Annotated in this window: 13 protein-coding genes and 2 tRNA genes; 5 read left to right on the plus strand and 10 right to left on the minus strand. The window is 57.6% G+C overall.

The genetic code is table 11. From position 1 onward, the window contains the following. Positions 1 to 77: 77 nt before the first annotated feature. The 3 genes from GT756_RS03160 to ghrA all read right to left on the minus strand — a co-directional run bounded on the left by GT756_RS03160 (position 78) and on the right by ghrA (position 2,419). The gene (locus GT756_RS03160; RefSeq protein ID WP_004204526.1) at positions 78 to 632 is read right to left on the minus strand and encodes a molecular chaperone; all 555 of its coding nucleotides are present in this window, start codon (positions 630 to 632) and stop codon (positions 78 to 80) included. A gap of 22 nt (positions 633 to 654) precedes the next feature. Further along, positions 655 to 1,392 carry a phosphatase gene (locus tag GT756_RS03165; RefSeq protein WP_004204525.1) on the minus strand — a complete coding sequence of 246 codons (738 nt, stop codon included), beginning with the start codon at positions 1,390 to 1,392 and terminating at the stop codon, positions 655 to 657. A gap of 88 nt (positions 1,393 to 1,480) precedes the next feature. Beyond that, positions 1,481 to 2,419 (minus strand): glyoxylate/hydroxypyruvate reductase GhrA, encoded by a 939-nt coding sequence (ghrA, locus tag GT756_RS03170; RefSeq protein WP_117263666.1) that lies wholly within the window; start codon positions 2,417 to 2,419, stop codon positions 1,481 to 1,483. A gap of 268 nt (positions 2,420 to 2,687) precedes the next feature. On the opposite strand from ghrA, the gene GT756_RS03175 reads away from it, so the two are divergent. Further along, positions 2,688 to 2,775 (plus strand) — tRNA-Ser (locus tag GT756_RS03175). Between the two features lie 454 nt (positions 2,776 to 3,229). Here the strand turns inward: GT756_RS03175 and GT756_RS03180 are convergent. Next, positions 3,230 to 4,135: a LysR family transcriptional regulator gene (locus GT756_RS03180; RefSeq protein WP_004204523.1), complete on the minus strand. Its 906-nt coding sequence runs from the start codon at positions 4,133 to 4,135 to the stop codon at positions 3,230 to 3,232. A gap of 114 nt (positions 4,136 to 4,249) precedes the next feature. On the opposite strand from GT756_RS03180, the gene GT756_RS03185 reads away from it, so the two are divergent. The 3 genes from GT756_RS03185 to GT756_RS03195 all read left to right on the plus strand — a co-directional run bounded on the left by GT756_RS03185 (position 4,250) and on the right by GT756_RS03195 (position 6,039). Next, positions 4,250 to 5,110 (plus strand): pirin family protein, encoded by an 861-nt coding sequence (locus tag GT756_RS03185; protein WP_065802221.1) that lies wholly within the window; start codon positions 4,250 to 4,252, stop codon positions 5,108 to 5,110. A gap of 18 nt (positions 5,111 to 5,128) precedes the next feature. Then, a complete protein-coding gene (locus GT756_RS03190; protein WP_002898927.1) occupies positions 5,129 to 5,806 on the plus strand; it encodes an isochorismatase family protein in 678 nt (225 codons plus the stop codon). 145 nt (positions 5,807 to 5,951) lie between these two features. Further along, positions 5,952 to 6,039: transfer RNA gene (locus tag GT756_RS03195), tRNA-Ser, on the plus strand. A 1,072-nt stretch (positions 6,040 to 7,111) separates the two neighbouring features. Here the strand turns inward: GT756_RS03195 and phoH are convergent. From phoH to efeU, 4 genes are all read right to left on the minus strand, one after another. Continuing rightward, positions 7,112 to 7,900, minus strand: a complete 789-nt coding sequence (phoH, locus tag GT756_RS03200; protein WP_002898923.1) for a phosphate starvation-inducible protein PhoH — start codon at positions 7,898 to 7,900, stop codon at positions 7,112 to 7,114. A gap of 504 nt (positions 7,901 to 8,404) precedes the next feature. Continuing rightward, positions 8,405 to 9,688, minus strand: coding sequence for an iron uptake transporter deferrochelatase/peroxidase subunit (efeB, locus tag GT756_RS03205; protein ID WP_048323645.1), 1,284 nt, complete (start codon positions 9,686 to 9,688; stop codon positions 8,405 to 8,407). A 4-nt stretch (positions 9,689 to 9,692) separates the two neighbouring features. Further along, complete coding sequence (gene efeO / locus GT756_RS03210) at positions 9,693 to 10,820, minus strand: iron uptake system protein EfeO (RefSeq protein ID WP_017901109.1); 1,128 nt, start codon at positions 10,818 to 10,820, stop codon at positions 9,693 to 9,695. Positions 10,821 to 10,871: 51 nt separating this feature from the next. Then, positions 10,872 to 11,702: an iron uptake transporter permease EfeU gene (gene efeU / locus GT756_RS03215; RefSeq protein WP_004204515.1), complete on the minus strand. Its 831-nt coding sequence runs from the start codon at positions 11,700 to 11,702 to the stop codon at positions 10,872 to 10,874. Positions 11,703 to 11,972: 270 nt separating this feature from the next. Here efeU and GT756_RS03220 point away from each other — a divergent pair, with 270 nt between their 5' ends. Further along, positions 11,973 to 13,157: a NupC/NupG family nucleoside CNT transporter gene (locus GT756_RS03220; protein ID WP_004204514.1), complete on the plus strand. Its 1,185-nt coding sequence runs from the start codon at positions 11,973 to 11,975 to the stop codon at positions 13,155 to 13,157. Between the two features lie 31 nt (positions 13,158 to 13,188). Here GT756_RS03220 and GT756_RS03225 read toward each other — a convergent pair whose 3' ends face one another. Next, complete coding sequence (locus tag GT756_RS03225) at positions 13,189 to 13,623, minus strand: DUF3574 domain-containing protein (RefSeq protein WP_004204513.1); 435 nt, start codon at positions 13,621 to 13,623, stop codon at positions 13,189 to 13,191. A gap of 134 nt (positions 13,624 to 13,757) precedes the next feature. Further along, positions 13,758 to 15,266: a sodium/proline symporter PutP gene (gene putP / locus GT756_RS03230; RefSeq protein WP_004147889.1), complete on the minus strand. Its 1,509-nt coding sequence runs from the start codon at positions 15,264 to 15,266 to the stop codon at positions 13,758 to 13,760. Between the last annotated feature and the right edge of the window lie 347 nt (positions 15,267 to 15,613).

The raw sequence follows: 15,613 nt of genomic DNA on the forward strand, positions 1-15,613 counted from the left end.
GAAAGAATGCGATCTAAAACACACTAAATGAATGAACTTGATTTCAGTTGCATTATAATAGTGACTTAAATCACATTTTATTGCTCATCTTCTTCCTGAAGCTCGTCCCACATCGCAGCGATGGCGTCGCGGGTTAACGGCGCCATGGTGCGCCAGAACGGTGTGTGCGCATGCGCTTCGACTTTCCCCAGCATCGTCCCGCACCACGGCAGGATATAGTCGGCAAACAGGAGCTCCAGCGTCTCGCTCTGCGCTTCTGTGGCATGATCCTCCAGCCAGGAGGCGGCCAGCAGCAGCGATCCGAGATGATCCGCCGGACCTTCTCCTGTCGGGATGCCGTGATTGCTCAGAAAAGACCGGACCTCCGCTTCAGAGGAACCCTCCACCCACGCGCTACGGTACGGCGGAACGCTGCAGGCTTCACCGACGAACAGCGCATTATAGTCCGTCGCCAGGGACTGCATTTCACAGCTTTTCTGCAGACGCGCCAGCAGCTCGTCCTGCTCAAGCGGCCAGCTGGCGGCCAGTTTGCCCTCGCGGATCAGGGTAAACAACGGCACCAGCAGCGGGTCCTGCGGTTGACGGTAATACAGCGAACCCAGCACGCGGCAGAGGATTGAAAACTCGTTCATTCAGTTATTCCAGTTATACAAATTAAAGGTCAGCAAATTCCGGGATCGCCGGCATACCACGCGACTCGAGGAAGTCGAGCAGGCGACGCGGAGAAACGTTGAGGATCCTCTCCTCCGGGAAATCGACAGCATCGAGGATCTTGCGGCACTCGGTAAACTCTCCGAGGGTAAACGCCGTATGAGAGTCCGAGCCCAGCGCCACCCACCCTCCCGCGTCGCGCACCGCGGCGGCGATAGCACGGCAGTTATCTTCACTGCCCACGCGCGATGAAACGAAAGAGGAGTTATTGATCTCCAGCGCCACCTGGTAACGGGCCGCCGCTTCGGCAATGGCCGGGATATCCACCGGGAATTTCGGATTACCGGGATGGCTAATCATATGCACTTTACCGCTGGCCATCGCGGCAATCATCGCCTGCGTATGGGTGGCGCTATCCTGCGGCGGAAACACCGGCTCGTGGAATCCGGCGATGATCAAATCGAGCGACGTCAACATCGGCCCGGAGCAGTCGATCTCACCTTCGATATTTTTAATATTCGACTCAATACCGCGCAGGATCCCCACCCCGTCTACCAGGCGGGGCCAAATGCGCATATTAACGAAGTGCCAGTAGTGCGGGGCATCCGCCATATCCGGGCCATGGTCGGTGATGGCGAAGAGTTTGATCCCTTTACGCTTTGCTTCCGCAATATAATCGTGCAGGGTGCTGTAGGCGTGGGTGCTGGCGACGGTATGCATGTGCAGGTCAACGGGATACATCACATTCTCCTCTTCTGTTTGCCGCAAGAATAGCAGGAAACCGGGCTATTGATTAGCAAAAACCCCGCCGTGGCGGGGTTCGCTTATCTTAATAACCGCGCTGACGATCGACCTGACCGCTAACCGATTCCCCTCGCTCCAGCCGGCTAATGGTCCCGGCGATATAGGCAATTGCCTCCATCGGGCGGGTGACTGCCGCCACGTGGGGAGTCATAGCCACCCGCGGGTGCGCCCATAGCGGACTCTCCTGCGGCAGCGGTTCGCGACTGAAGACATCGAGCATCGCGCCTTTGAGCTTACCGTTGTTCAGTGCCGCCAGCAGATCCTCTTCTACGACATGCACGCCGCGGGCAAGGTTGAGGAGATAACTCTCATCAGGCAGCTGCGCCAAAAGCGTCTGGTTGATAATACCGACGGTTTCGGCGGTATTCGGCAGCAGGTTGATCAGGACGCGAGTCCCCTGCAGGAATCCACCCAGCTCGGCCTGGCCGGCAAAGCTCTGTACCTGCGGCCAGGATTTACGGCTACGGCTCCAGACGCGAAGCGGGAATCCCCAGGGTTGCAGGCTTTCCGCAACCTTCGCCCCCAGCACGCCGGCGCCCATAATCCCGATGGTGAATTCGTCGGCGCGGTACTCGGGCAGCGGCTGCCAGCGGGAAGCCAACTTCAACGCCTGATAGTCATCGAACCGGCGGAACCAGTGGAGCACCTTGCTCACGGCATACTCCTGCATCTGCCGTCCCATACCGGTATCTTCGAGACGAAACAGCGGGATCGACAAGGGCAACATATCCGGATGATCGCGCAGCTTACTAAGGATCGAATCCACCCCCGCCCCAAGGGCGAACACGGCCTTCAGCGCCCTGCCTTGCAGCATCTCTACCGGTGGATGCCAGACCAGGGCATAGTCCGCCGGCTGGTTATCGCCCGCTTTCCATTCGCGTACTCGCGCGCCGGGTAACTGCTTTTCCAGCTCTCGGATCCAGTATTGGGTATCAAAGGTCGGATGGTAAAAAATAATCTCCATAGGGGCTCCTGATAGCAGACGCCCGGAGCAGGTTAATGCAGGCGTCTTATTTTACTCATTGTTTTCTATTGGTTTGCCAGCATAACAAATTTCCCCTTGTCGCAAAGTGAAAAGGGAGTGGCGACAAAAAAAACGGATTTCGCACGTTTAAGGAGCAAGTTGTTCGAAGTTTGTCTAAACGCGCTGATTTTGCAAAAAGTTGATTGACGGGCGATACGTATTTCCCTACATTAGCGCCCGTTCCCGACAACAACGGGAAAGACAATATGGTGAGGTGTCCGAGTGGCTGAAGGAGCACGCCTGGAAAGTGTGTATACGGCAACGTATCGGGGGTTCGAATCCCCCCCTCACCGCCATATTCGAGATGAGAGCCTGTACGCAAGTACGGGCTCTTTTCTTTTATATTCTCCGCTGGGGGGGATGAGAACCCCCGACCGGGGTCCGACAACTGGCGCAGCCAGTTGGACAGACCGCGAGCCCGCGAGCGGGCTGCCCCGCAGGGGCGAGCGAAGCGAGTCAATCCCCCCCTCACCGCCATATTTTAAGAAGAGCTCGTACGAAAGTACGGGCTTTTTTTTCGCATGTGGCACCTACCGGGGGGGGTAGAGAACCCCCGACCGGGGTTCGACAACTGGCAACGCCAGTTGGACAGACCGCGAGCCCGCGAGCGGGCTGCCCCGCAGGGGCGAGCGAAGCGAGTCAATCCCCCCCTCACCGCCATATTCGAGATGAGAGCCTGTACGCAAGCACGGGCTCTTTTCTTTTATATTCTCCGCCGGGGGGAGCCCCCGAGAAAAGCCAATCCCGAAGCTAATCCTCTTCCATTCGCTGATACTCTTCGCTGAGGTAATCCACCAGCGCCCTGACGGAGGGCAGCAGCCCGCGCCGTGAGGCAAATACCGCATGGATCACTTCCCGCCGCGGCTGCCACTCATCCAGTACCACCTCTAACTCCCCTGACGCCAGCTGATCGCGCACCATTAACAAAGGAAGCTGCACAACCCCTACGCCGGCCATCGCCGCCTCGCGCAGCGCCAGCATATCGGTGGTCACCATTCGCGGCGTGAAATACACCTCCGCCCTTGCCCCCTCAGGCCCGGTAAGCTGCCATTTATGCTGATGCTTGTTCGCCCCCAGGCTGAGCCCAGGCCAGGCGCTCAGCTCAGACGGCGCCTGCGGACGTCCGAGCCGGGAAATCAGCTCCGGACTGGCCACCAGCCGGTGCCCTCGGTCCGCCAGCACACGCATCACCAAATCGCTGTCCTCGATAGGCCGGGGCCGGACGCGGATCGCCACATCAATGCCCTCCCCGACCACATCCACCCGGCGGTTGGTCGCCTCAAGATGCAAAGTGACCCCGGGATAGCGCGCCATAAATCGCGCCAGCATCGGTCCGATATGGACATGCAGCAAGGTGACCGGACAAGTGATCCTGACGCTGCCGCGCGGCTCGGCGCGCAGCGTGTCGACCGCCTGCTGCGCCGCCTCGGCCTCTATCAGCATCGCTTTGCAATGCTGGTAAAAGGTCTGCCCGACCTCGGTAACCGCGAACTGGCGAGTGGTTCGCTGAATCAAACGCACGCCCAGCCGCTCCTCGAGTTGCGCAATGCGACGGCTGAGCTTGGATTTCGGCTGGTCAAGCGCTCGCCCTGCCGCGGCGAAACCGCCATGGTCCACGACCTGGACAAACCAGGCGAAGTCATTGAGATCCTGCATCCTTCCTCCATTGTTCCATTTTTGGAACAGTATAGGCCATTTTTGCTTACTACCGCACATGTCGTCCCGGATATAAGCTTATTCACATCAGATACCGATACACAGGAGAAAGCCATGAAACAGATTACAGGAGTCTACACCGCGCCCGCGCAGCATTGGGTAGGCGACGGCTTCCCGGTTCGTTCGATGTTTTCCTATCAGACGCACGGCCAGCAGCTGAGCCCCTTCTTACTGCTCGACTATGCCGGGCCGTACACCTTCCCGGCGGGCAGCGATAAACGCGGCGTCGGTGAGCATCCGCATCGCGGATTCGAAACCGTCACCATCGTCTACGCCGGAGAGGTAGAACATCGTGACTCCACCGGCCGTGGCGGGGTGATTGGTCCAGGCGACGTGCAGTGGATGACGGCGGGCGCCGGGATCCTGCACGAAGAGTTCCACTCGGAGGCCTTCACCCGCAGCGGCGGCGAGCTGAAGATGATCCAGCTGTGGGTCAACCTGCCCGCCAAAGACAAAATGGCGCCCCCCGGCTACCAGAGCATTACCGCCGGGACGATCCCCACCGTCGCGCTGGCGAATGGCGCCGGACAGGTTCGGGTTATTGCCGGCCAGTATGACGACGTCAGCGGCCCGGCCCATACCTTCTCACCGCTTAACGTGTGGGATATGCAGCTGAATCAGGGGCGCGACCTCACGCTGCGCCAGCCGGAAGGCTGGAGTACCGCGCTGGTGGTACTGGAAGGGGAAGTGATCATCAACGGTTCCGAATCCGCCCGCGAAGGACAGCTCGCCGTCCTGAGCCAGGCAGGAGAGACACTGCATCTGGAGGCGACCGCCCTGGCAAAAGTTCTGCTGATGGCCGGCGAACCGCTGCAGGAGCCGATTGTGGGCTATGGCCCCTTTGTCATGAATAACAAAACGCAGATCGTAGAAGCCGTTCGCGATTTTAACAGCGGCCGCTTTGGCCAAATCTAACTGATTGAGGTGAATACTATGTCTACTCCCGCTAATTTTAACGGTGCTCGTCCGGTGATTGATGTCAACGATACCGCAATGCTGTTGATTGACCACCAGAGCGGCCTGTTCCAGACCGTCGGCGATATGCCGATGCCAGAGCTGCGCGCTCGCGCCGCCGCGCTGGCGAAGATGGCCTCGCTTGCCGGGATCCCGGTGATCACCACCGCCTCCGTGCCGCAGGGGCCGAACGGTCCGCTGATCCCGGAGATTCATGAGAACGCGCCGCATGCGAAATACATCGCCCGTAAAGGCGAGATCAACGCCTGGGATAACCCGGAATTCGTCGCCGCGGTGAAAGCGACCGGTCGCAAAACGCTGATTATCGCCGGGACCATCACCAGCGTCTGCATGGCCTTCCCGGCGATTGCCGCCGTCGCCGACGGTTATAAAGTGTTTGCCGTGATTGACGCTTCCGGCACCTACAGCAAAATGGCGCAGGAGATCACCCTGGCTCGCGTGGTACAGGCTGGCGTAGTGCCGATGGATACCGCCGCCGTCGCCTCTGAGCTGCAGCGCACCTGGAATCGCCCGGACGCAGCAGAATGGGCGGAGGTGTACACCAAAGTCTTCCCGGCCTACCAGCTGCTGATTGAAAGCTACAGCAAAGCGCAGGACGTGGTGAAGAATAACGAACAGCTTGATTCCCAGCGCTAAAACACCCGCCCCACTGCGTCGCAGCGGGGCATTGTTCATTGCGTGAGCGGTCGGTAAAGAAAGAAGAAAATATGCTTGACCGTTTTAACGCAACTCCCTATAGTAGCGCCCCGTTGCCCACCCAAGGTGAGCAGCAAGACAATATGGTGAGGTGTCCGAGTGGCTGAAGGAGCACGCCTGGAAAGTGTGTATACGGCAACGTATCGGGGGTTCGAATCCCCCCCTCACCGCCATATTTTAAGAAGAGCTCGTACGCAAGTACGGGCTTTTTTTTCGCATGTGGCACCCACCGGGGGGATGAGAACCCCCGACCGGGGTTCGACTACTGGCAACGCCAGTAGGACAGACCGCGAGCCTGCGAGCGGGCTGCCCCGCAGGGGCGAGCGAAGCGAGTCAATCCCCCCCTCACCGCCATATTCGAGATGAGAGCCTGTACGCAAGTACGGGCTCTTTTCTTTTATATTCTCCGCCGGGGGGGATGAGACCCCCCGACCGGGGTTCGACAACTGGCATAGCCAGTTGGACAGACCGCGAGCCTGCGAGCGGGCTGCCCCGACAAAAACGCCGGGAGCGTTTTTGAACAACGCCTGCGTTGGCCCCGCAGGGGCGAGGCCCATGGATGGGCCGAGTAACGGCGAGCGAAGCGAGTCAATCCCCCCCTCACCGCCATATTTTAAGAAGAGCTCGTACGCAAGTACGGGCTTTTTTTTCGCATGTGGCACCCACCGGGGGGGATGAGAACCCCCGACCGGGGTTCGACAACTGGCGCAGCCAGTTGGACAGACCGCGAGCCCGCGAGCGGGCTGCCCCGCAGGGGCGAGCGAAGCGAGTCAATCCCCCCCTCACCGCCATATTCGAGATGAGAGCCTGTACGCAAGTACGGGCTCTTTTCTTTTATATTCTCCGCCGGGGGGGATGAGACCCCCCGACCGGGGTTCGACAACTGGCATAGCCAGTTGGACAGACCGCGAGCCTGCGAGCGGGCTGCCCCGACAAAAACGCCGGGAGCGTTTTTGAACAACGCCTGCGTTGGCCCCGCAGGGGCGAGGCCCATGGATGGGCCGAGTAACGGCGAGCGAAGCGAGTCAATCCCCCCCCTCGCCGCCATATTTTAAGAAGAGCTCGTACGCAAGTACGGGCTTTTTTTCGCATGTGGCACCGCAGACATCCCCGGGGTCGGCATCAATGCCTCTCCCGGGCTACCAGACCGTATCCGCCAGGTAGCCCGCTATGCGCAGCGCCGCCGGGAGGCCCCCAAAAACAACAAAGCCCGGGCTCGCCCGGGCCTTGCTCACTGTATGACGATTAATAATAGGCTTTCAGCGTCCGCTGGCAGAGGGCCGAGCGCACGCAGTCATCGGTGGTGAAACGCACGATGCCGATCATCTCGTCTTCCTCAAAACGCGCCAGCGCATCGCTCAGGCCGGACCGCACCCCTGAGGGCAAGTCGCACTGGGTGATATCGCCATTGACGATGACCGTCACGTTCTCCCCGAGGCGGGTTAAAAACATCTTCATTTGCGCTGCGGTCACGTTCTGGGCCTCGTCCAGAATCACCACCGCATTTTCAAAAGTACGTCCGCGCATATAGGCGAACGGCGCGATTTCCACCTTGCCGATTTCCGGACGCAGGCAGTACTGCATAAAGGAAGCCCCCAACCTTTTCACCAGCACGTCGTAAACCGGTCGGAAATAGGGCGCGAACTTCTCGGCGATATCTCCCGGTAAGAAGCCGAGATCTTCGTCGGCCTGCAGAACGGGACGGGTAACAATAATTCTGTCCACATCCTTATGGATCAGCGCTTCAGCTGCCTTCGCCGCACTGATCCAGGTCTTGCCGCATCCGGCTTCGCCGGTGGCGAAAATCAGCTGTTTATTGTCGATGGCATTCAGATAATGCGCCTGAGCCTCATTGCGCGCCTCAATTGGGGAAGTATCACGGCTGTCCCGCGCCATGCCAATTGCTTCTACGCCACTCATTTGCACAAGCGATGTGACCGATTCTTCTTCACGCTGCTTATGGCTGCGTGAATCCCGTCTCAGCACACGTTTTGCTTCACGACGAGCTTTGATCACTGCTTTTTGTCTTCCCATGGATAGCACCTTGCGTTGTAGGTTTACATCACACGCGTCAACATCGACGCGACTATGCGCACGAACGATTGAGGTTTGGCTTCCTTGTAAGCCATTGCTTGCCGGTAGAACTGACAACGAGTCGCGGCTACGCGCACCGCGTACCCTGCCAAGGTGGTAATAATTCGAAGCGGAGGGAGAAAGAGTGAGAAAATCGCTGCCGGAAGCGGGGCTTCCGTGCTGAAGAGTACGGTCTGTGGTTTTACGTTGTCCGGTACGGGACCTTACCATTCGCGATCTCCATAGTGAAACGTCACACTGCCGGGAACTACCGCGTATGTAATAAGTACATCAAAAAAGATTCTTAATGCAACTTATTTTTCACAATGACGCAACAAATAGTTCTTAAGCAAGTGTAGGAGACTATCGGTCATTTGTATTACAGAAATATAACACATGGCAGGAAATATAATAAAAAAGAGAAAAACAGCAGAAAACGCCCTGCCCTTGCGGACAGGGTCGGTATCAGGCCTGCAGCAGCGTCTGTCCCAGGTAGTGCTTATCATCCACCACGCCGGGTAAAACAAAGAAATAGCCCCCGCCGATGGGTTTGACGTACTCCTCCAGCGCCTCGCCGTTAAGCCGTTTCTGCACCGTCAGAAAACCCTTTTCCAGGTCGTGCTGATAGCAAACGAACAACAGCCCCATATCCAGCTGCCCGGCATTAGTGACTCCCAGCGAATAGCTGTAGCCGCGGCGCATCATCAGGCTGGACTGGGTTTCCGGCGTGCGAGGGTTGGCCAGACGAATATGGCTATCCAGCGCGATCGTCTCGCCGTTAGGATCTTTACTGTAATCCGGGGTATCGTGTTCGTTTTTCATCCCCAGCGGCGCACCGGTGTGCTTGTCGCGGCCGAAGATGGTCTGCTGCTCCTTGAGCGGCGTCCGGTCCCAGAACTCGACGTGGAACTGGATGATGCGCGCCGCCTGATAGCTGCCGCCCACCGCCCAGGCCGGCTCGTCCTGATCCGCCGTGACCCACACGACCTGATCCATCAGCGCGCTGTCATGGCTCGCCGGGTTAGCGGTACCGTCCTTGAAACCCAGCAGGTTGATGGGGGTTTCTTTGCCTTTGCTGCGCGCCGCGCTATCGGAGATAAATCCTTCCCGCTTCCAGCGCACGCTGAGCAAATCCGGCGTATGTTTGATGACATCGCGCAGGGCGTGGATCACCGTGTCCTGAGTATTGGCGCAGATCTGCAGCAGCAGGTCGCCATGGCACAGGGCGGCATCCAGTGAATCATTGGGGAAGCGAGTCATCGGCTGCAGCTTTTTCGGCGCTTTATCCGCGAGACCAAAGCGCTCATCAAACAGCGAATGGCCGACCGAGACGGTGATGGTCAGATTATCCGGGGCAATCCACGGCCCTAAGATGCCGGAATCCATCGGCGGCAGACGCGGATTAGGCGTATCCGGCGCGGGGCCGCCCTGGGTTAAAAAGGCGATACGCTGGGTCAGCAGCCGAAACAGACGCTCGAGGTCGGCTTTATCTGACGCCAGCACATCGAACGCCACCAGCATCATCGAGGCCTGCTGCGGCGTCAGAATACCCGCCTGATGCGGGCCATAGAATGGCTGTTTTTCCTGGCGCGCGTCAGGTGTGAGCGTCCCGGGGGAACTTTCCGCTTTTGCCGCATGCGCTACCGGGCAGCCGCCGGTGATGGCCAGCGCGCCGCCAAGCGCGCCGATCCCTTTCAGTAAGCGACGACGTGACGGCTCGTTCACGTCGTGTGGTTTCTGTTGTGCCATCGACTTAGTCCAGACCCAGGATCCCGCGCAGCTGAGCCAGATCTTCCGCCAGGGTGGTGATCGGCCCTTTCAGCGCATTACGGTCAGCGGTGGTCAGCTTATCGTAAGTTTCGAAACCCTCTTTGGTGCGGTATTTGCTGAGGATACTGTCCACTTTCTTAAAGTTGGCGTCCACTTTAGCCAGCAGTGCGCTGTTCTCTTTTTGCAGCTGCGGGCGCAGCAGATCGACAATTTTCTGCGCGCCGTCAATATTGGCCTGGAAGTCCCACAGGTCGGTATGGCTGTAGCGATCTTCTTCACCGCTGATCTTGCTGGCTGCGACTTCTTCAATTAATCCTGCCGCCCCGCCCACGACTTTTGACGGTGGGAACGCCAGCTCGCTGATGCGCTTTTGCAGCTCCAGCACATCGCTGTTCAGCTGATCGGCATATTTTTCCATGCCCTTGACGCTGTTATCGCCAAACAGCGCCTTTTCCAGACGGTGGAATCCGGTGAATTTCGGATCTTCCGCTTTTTTCTCGAAATCGTCTTCGCGGGCGTCGATGCTGCCGTCAAGGTCAGAGAACAGCTCAGCAATCGGCTCAATGCGCTCGTAATGCTGGCGCGTCGGGGCGTACAGCGCTTTCGCTTTTTCGATGTCGCCAGCTTTCACCGCGTCGGTAAAGGCTTTGGTGCCGCTGACCAGCTGCGCGGTTTCCGCCGTCACATAGGCTTTATAAGCGGTGATCGCTTCGCCGAGGCTCAGCACCGCATCCGCTTTCGCCGCGTCTTTGGTGGCGGCGCCGGTGACGATCAGTTTGCCTTTCGGGTTGGTGAGCAGACCGCAGGTCATGTCATATTCGCCCGGCTGCAGGTTTGCGGTGAGCTTCTGGGTAAAGCCCGGCGCGATGTTTTCGCGCTCTTCCACCACCATCACCCCTTTCAAAATCTCCCACTCCAGCGCTTTCTGGCTGTGGTTCTGAATAATAAACTGGGTTTTACCCGCGTTAACGGTCACCTGCATCGGCTCGCACTGTTTGTCGTTGACGGTGACTTTGACCTGCGGGATATCCGCAGCCTGAGCACCGAATGCAGAGCTGAGCAGCGCGGCCACGGTCACCCGCAGCGCATTACGGCGAAAATGAATCATCATGATCATCCCTTTCGGTAAGTAGAGTGTCGCTTATAAGCTCGCAGCGCCTGGTCAGGCAGCCCGCGAGGCAGTCGTATTATTTCGCGGCGGCAGCGCAAACAGCACCAGCGCCGGGATCAGATAAAGCAGATAGACAGCCACTTCGCTGACGCTTGGCGTCTCCTGGTAGCCGAAGATCCCTTCCAGCAGCGTGCCGAACAGCGTATGCGTCGACAGCACAGTGCTCAGATCGAAGGCGGTCTCCTGGAACAGGTTCCACAGGCCCGCCTCGTGGAAGGCGCGGATCGCCCCCGCCGCCAGGCCAGCGGCCACCAGCAGGATAAACAGGCTGGTCCATTTGAAGAACACGCCAAGGTTGAGACGGATACCGCCCCAGTAGAGGAGGAAACCCAGCACGATTGCCGTGGCCAGCCCCAGCATCGCCCCCAGCGGCGGCCAGATGCCAACGTCCTGCTGGAATGCCGCCAGCAGGAAGAAGACCGACTCCAGCCCCTCACGGGCGACCGCGAAAAAGACCATCATCACCAGCGCCCAGCCGTGGTGATTGCCGCGCTGTAGCGCCTTATCCACGGCCTGCTCCAGCTGCTGCTTGACGTTGCGTGAGACATTGCGCATCCAGAAGACCATCCACGTCAGGATCACCACCGCAATGACCGCGACGATCCCTTCGAACAGCTCCTGTTCGCGCTGAGGAAATTCCCCGGTGGTTTCGTTGATAAAGATGCCTAAGCCAAGACACAGCGCCGCTGCGAGGATCACGCCAATCCACATCACGCCAATCCAGTTGCCGCGCTGGGTGCGTTTCAGATAGCTGGCGATCAGGCTGACAATCAGCGCCGCCTCCAGGCCTTCGCGTAACATAATGAGAAATGGGACAAACATGCCAATACCCTTAAATGTAAAGCACCGTCAACGAATGCAAAAACAGGTAATATTTATGATAGTGATTATCATTACAATACTCAGAAACACAAGCGAAATGTTTAGAGAATGATGACTATCTGTAAATAAATCGCTGGCAAATAATGACTTATGAAAATATTCGCCTGTTATGAGGGAAAAGAATAAGCAAAGGATTTTTCACGCCAGATATTTACCCGTCGCGGCGGCTATGGCTAAATGGCGGCCTTATTGACCTGCGAAAAGAACAACATGACTGCATTTTTTCATTTCCTGCTGGCGCTGGCGGTGATCCTCGCCCTGGCCTGGCTTGTCAGCTACGACAGACAAAAAATTCGTATTCGTTATATTCTCCAGTTGATTATTATAGAAATAGCGCTCGCTTTCTTTTTCCTGCACGCCGAAAGCGGCCTGTGGCTGGTAAAAAATATTTCCGGCTTTTTTGCTTCGCTGTTAGGCTTTGCCGCCGAAGGGACCAATTTCGTCTTTGGCGGCATGAGCGAAAAAGGCTTAGCCTTTATTTTTCTTGGCGTCCTGTGTCCGATTGTGTTTATTTCCGCGCTGATTGGTATTCTCCAGCACTGGCGGATCCTGCCGATTTTTATTCGCGTGATTGGCACCCTGCTGTCGAAGGTCAACGGCATGGGTAAGCTGGAATCTTTTAACGCCGTCAGCTCCCTGATCCTCGGCCAGTCGGAAAACTTCATCGCCTACAAAGGCGTACTGGGCGACCTCTCCTCACGGCGTCTGTTCACCATGGCGGCGACGGCCATGTCGACCGTATCGCTGTCGATCGTCGGCGCCTATATGACCATGCTGGACGCCAAATATGTCGTCGCGGCGCTGATCCTGAATATGTTCAGCACCTTTATCGTGCTGTCGGTGATTAACCCGACGCGGCCGGGCAGCGAGCAGGAAATAAAGCTGGAGAAGCTGCATGAATCACAGAGTTTCTTTGAAATGCTCGGGGAATATATTCTGGCCGGCTTTAAAGTGGCGATGATTATTCTGGCGATGCTGATCGGCTTTATCGCCCTGATCAGCGCCATTAACGCGCTGTTCGCTACCCTGTTTGGCCTCAGCTTCCAGCAGATCCTCGGCTACGTCTTCTATCCGTTAGCCTGGCTTATCGGCATTCCGCTGAGCGATGCGCTGAACGCCGGCAGCATCATGGCCACCAAGCTGGTCGCTAACGAATTTGTGGCGATGATTGAGCTGCAAAAGATTGCCGCCAGCATGACGCCGCGCGGGCTCGGCATTCTCTCGGTCTTCCTGGTGTCGTTTGCTAACTTTGCTTCAATCGGCATTATCGCCGGGGCGATCAAAGGCCTGAATGAACCGCAGGGCAATATCGTCTCCCGCTTCGGCCTGCGGCTGGTGTTTAGCGCCACGCTGGTGAGCCTGCTTTCCGCCAGCTTCGCCGGGCTGGTGCTGTAAGACAAACGGCGGGGCTGCCCCCGCCGTTTACTCAGAACTGCACGCAGACCGGCTGGTCGACACGCATCACCGACTCCTGCGCGAAGCGCGATTTATAGCCCTCGCGCAGGGCCTCAATACCGGTCTCGCTCTGCGCGTCGTGGCCATGGATCACCATCAGCGCCTTGCTCTGCTCCCGCACCACCTGACCATTCTGGCCAAGCCACTGGCCGTGGGCATCAAACACCGTCAGCCCGTCGCGAAAGCGCGGCGTGACGTCGCGGTCGACAAACTGTTGCCACTCTTCAGCGGTGATGTCTTTCCCCGCCGGGCGGCTCAGACCGAAGTAAAGCGTGGTTTGCACCATGGACTGATCCGCCGGGCAGGCGCCGGGCTTCGGCGCGCTGGTCGATGAACTTCCACCCGCCGCGCAGCCGCTGAGTAACCCTGCCAGCACCAGCGCCATTACACCCTGTCTGAACGTCATCTTTGCTATCCTCATTGTTATTAGTCAGGAAATATCAGCGGATTTTCAAATAATTAGCAAGGGTTATAATATTCCGGCCCGGCAACAGGCAATAAAAAGCCCGCCAGCGGCGGGCTCGTGAGCGTCAGATGAGCTTACTCAGCCGTGGCGCGTACCGGCGGCGGCGTATGGTAGTGGGCATCCGCTTCAGCGAAGCGCTGCTGCATGCTGGCTGACGGCGCTTTATCCAGCAGGCTAAAGACCACAATCCCGATGCTGCCGAAGACAAAGCCCGGAATAATTTCATACAGGCCCAGCCAGCCAAACTGCTTCCAGACGATCACGGTCAGGGCGCCAATCACCATCCCGGCCAGCGCGCCGTTACGGGTCATACGCGACCACATCACCGAGAACAGCACCACCGGGCCAAAGGCGGCGCCGAAACCGGCCCAGGCATAGCTCACCAGACCCAGCACGCGGTTCTCCGGGTTGGCCGCCAGGGCAATGGCCACCAGGGCAACCACCAGCACCATCATACGGCCCACCCAGACCAGCTCTTTCTGACCGGCGTTTTTGCGCAGGAAGGCTTTATACAGATCTTCAGTAATCGCGCTGGAGCAAACCAGCAGCTGACAGCTCAGGGTGGACATCACCGCCGCCAGAATCGCCGACAGCAGGATCCCGGCAATCCACGGGTTAAACAGGATTTGCGCCAGCTCGATAAACACGCGTTCGGCGTTCTGGTTAACCGCGCCCGCCAGGCTCGGGTTGTTATTGAAGTAAGCGATGCCAAAGAAGCCGACGGCCACCGCCCCGCCGAGGCAGAGGATCATCCAGGTCATACTAATGCGACGCGCGTGGACGATGCTGTGGTGCGAATCCGCCGCCATAAAGCGCGCCAGAATATGCGGCTGACCGAAATAGCCCAGTCCCCAGCCCATCAGCGAAATAATCGCCACGAAGTTCAGCCCTTTCAGCATGTCGATATTTTCGATGCTCTTCTGCTTAATGACTTCCAGCGAATCGCCAAAACCGCCGACGGATATAATCACGATTACCGGGGTAAGGATCAGCGCGAAAATCATCAGGCTGGCCTGCACGGTATCCGTCCAGCTGACGGCGAGGAAGCCGCCGACAAAGGTATAGATAATTGTCGCCGCCGCGCCGGCCCACAGCGCGGTTTCATAACTCATGCCAAAGGTGCTTTCAAACAGACGCGCCCCCGCCACAATTCCCGAGGCGCAATAGATAGTAAAGAACAGCAGAATAACCAGCGCCGAAATAATTCTCAGCACCCGGCTTTTATCTTCAAAACGGCCGGTAAAATAATCAGGCAGCGTCAGGGCGTTATTATTCACCTCGGTATGCACGCGCAGGCGCCCGGCGACCAGCTTCCAGTTAATCCACGCCCCCAACGTTAAGCCGATGGCAATCCAGCTTTCGGAAATCCCGGAGAGGAAAATGGCACCCGGCAGGCCCATCAGCAGCCAACCGCTCATGTCCGAGGCGCCGGCGGAAAGCGCGGTCACAAATGGCCCCAGACTCCGCCCCCCGAGAATATAATCATCAAAGTTTTTGGTCGAACGCCAGGCAATAAACCCTATCAATACCATACCAAAAATATAAACAATAAATGTCACCAGCATCGGTGTGCTAATAGCCATGCAAAGTCTCCAGAATTTTTATCGACAGCGTCCAACTTCGTCGTTTTTTTCCACTACCGGAACGGGGTAATGGCGCATTGTTTAATTGGGCGACCGTATCCTGACGGAAGCTTCGGTTTTTCACAAACGATTTAACACAGCATTTACACGAAAATCCGACGGCGCAAAACGTCAATTTGCGAGAGGTTGCACTCTCTCACGTTTTTAAAGGTTGCACCAAACAAAAGTGTTAACTCACGCATACAAATACCCTATGAGCCCGGGGTTAAAATTCTGCTATTTTAGGCATTATTTTTAACAAATCCGCCATTTCACGGCTTTCGTCACAAGCCATAATTAACATGGTT

Source organism: Klebsiella sp. Q2 (genome assembly GCF_009900705.1).
Lineage (GTDB): Bacteria > Pseudomonadota > Gammaproteobacteria > Enterobacterales > Enterobacteriaceae > Klebsiella > Klebsiella quasipneumoniae.

Coding starts and splice junctions, on each gene's coding strand:
- GT756_RS03160 (WP_004204526.1), bottom strand. CDS start 632: ATGAACGAGTTTTCAATCCTCTGCCGCGTGCTGGGTTCGCTGTATTAC.
- GT756_RS03165 (WP_004204525.1), bottom strand. CDS start 1,392: ATGTATCCCGTTGACCTGCACATGCATACCGTCGCCAGCACCCACGCC.
- ghrA (WP_117263666.1), bottom strand. CDS start 2,419: ATGGAGATTATTTTTTACCATCCGACCTTTGATACCCAATACTGGATC.
- GT756_RS03180 (WP_004204523.1), bottom strand. CDS start 4,135: ATGCAGGATCTCAATGACTTCGCCTGGTTTGTCCAGGTCGTGGACCAT.
- GT756_RS03185 (WP_065802221.1), top strand. CDS start 4,250: ATGAAACAGATTACAGGAGTCTACACCGCGCCCGCGCAGCATTGGGTA.
- GT756_RS03190 (WP_002898927.1), top strand. CDS start 5,129: ATGTCTACTCCCGCTAATTTTAACGGTGCTCGTCCGGTGATTGATGTC.
- phoH (WP_002898923.1), bottom strand. CDS start 7,900: ATGGGAAGACAAAAAGCAGTGATCAAAGCTCGTCGTGAAGCAAAACGT.
- efeB (WP_048323645.1), bottom strand. CDS start 9,688: ATGGCACAACAGAAACCACACGACGTGAACGAGCCGTCACGTCGTCGC.
- efeO (WP_017901109.1), bottom strand. CDS start 10,820: ATGATGATTCATTTTCGCCGTAATGCGCTGCGGGTGACCGTGGCCGCG.
- efeU (WP_004204515.1), bottom strand. CDS start 11,702: ATGTTTGTCCCATTTCTCATTATGTTACGCGAAGGCCTGGAGGCGGCG.
- GT756_RS03220 (WP_004204514.1), top strand. CDS start 11,973: ATGACTGCATTTTTTCATTTCCTGCTGGCGCTGGCGGTGATCCTCGCC.
- GT756_RS03225 (WP_004204513.1), bottom strand. CDS start 13,623: ATGACGTTCAGACAGGGTGTAATGGCGCTGGTGCTGGCAGGGTTACTC.
- putP (WP_004147889.1), bottom strand. CDS start 15,266: ATGGCTATTAGCACACCGATGCTGGTGACATTTATTGTTTATATTTTT.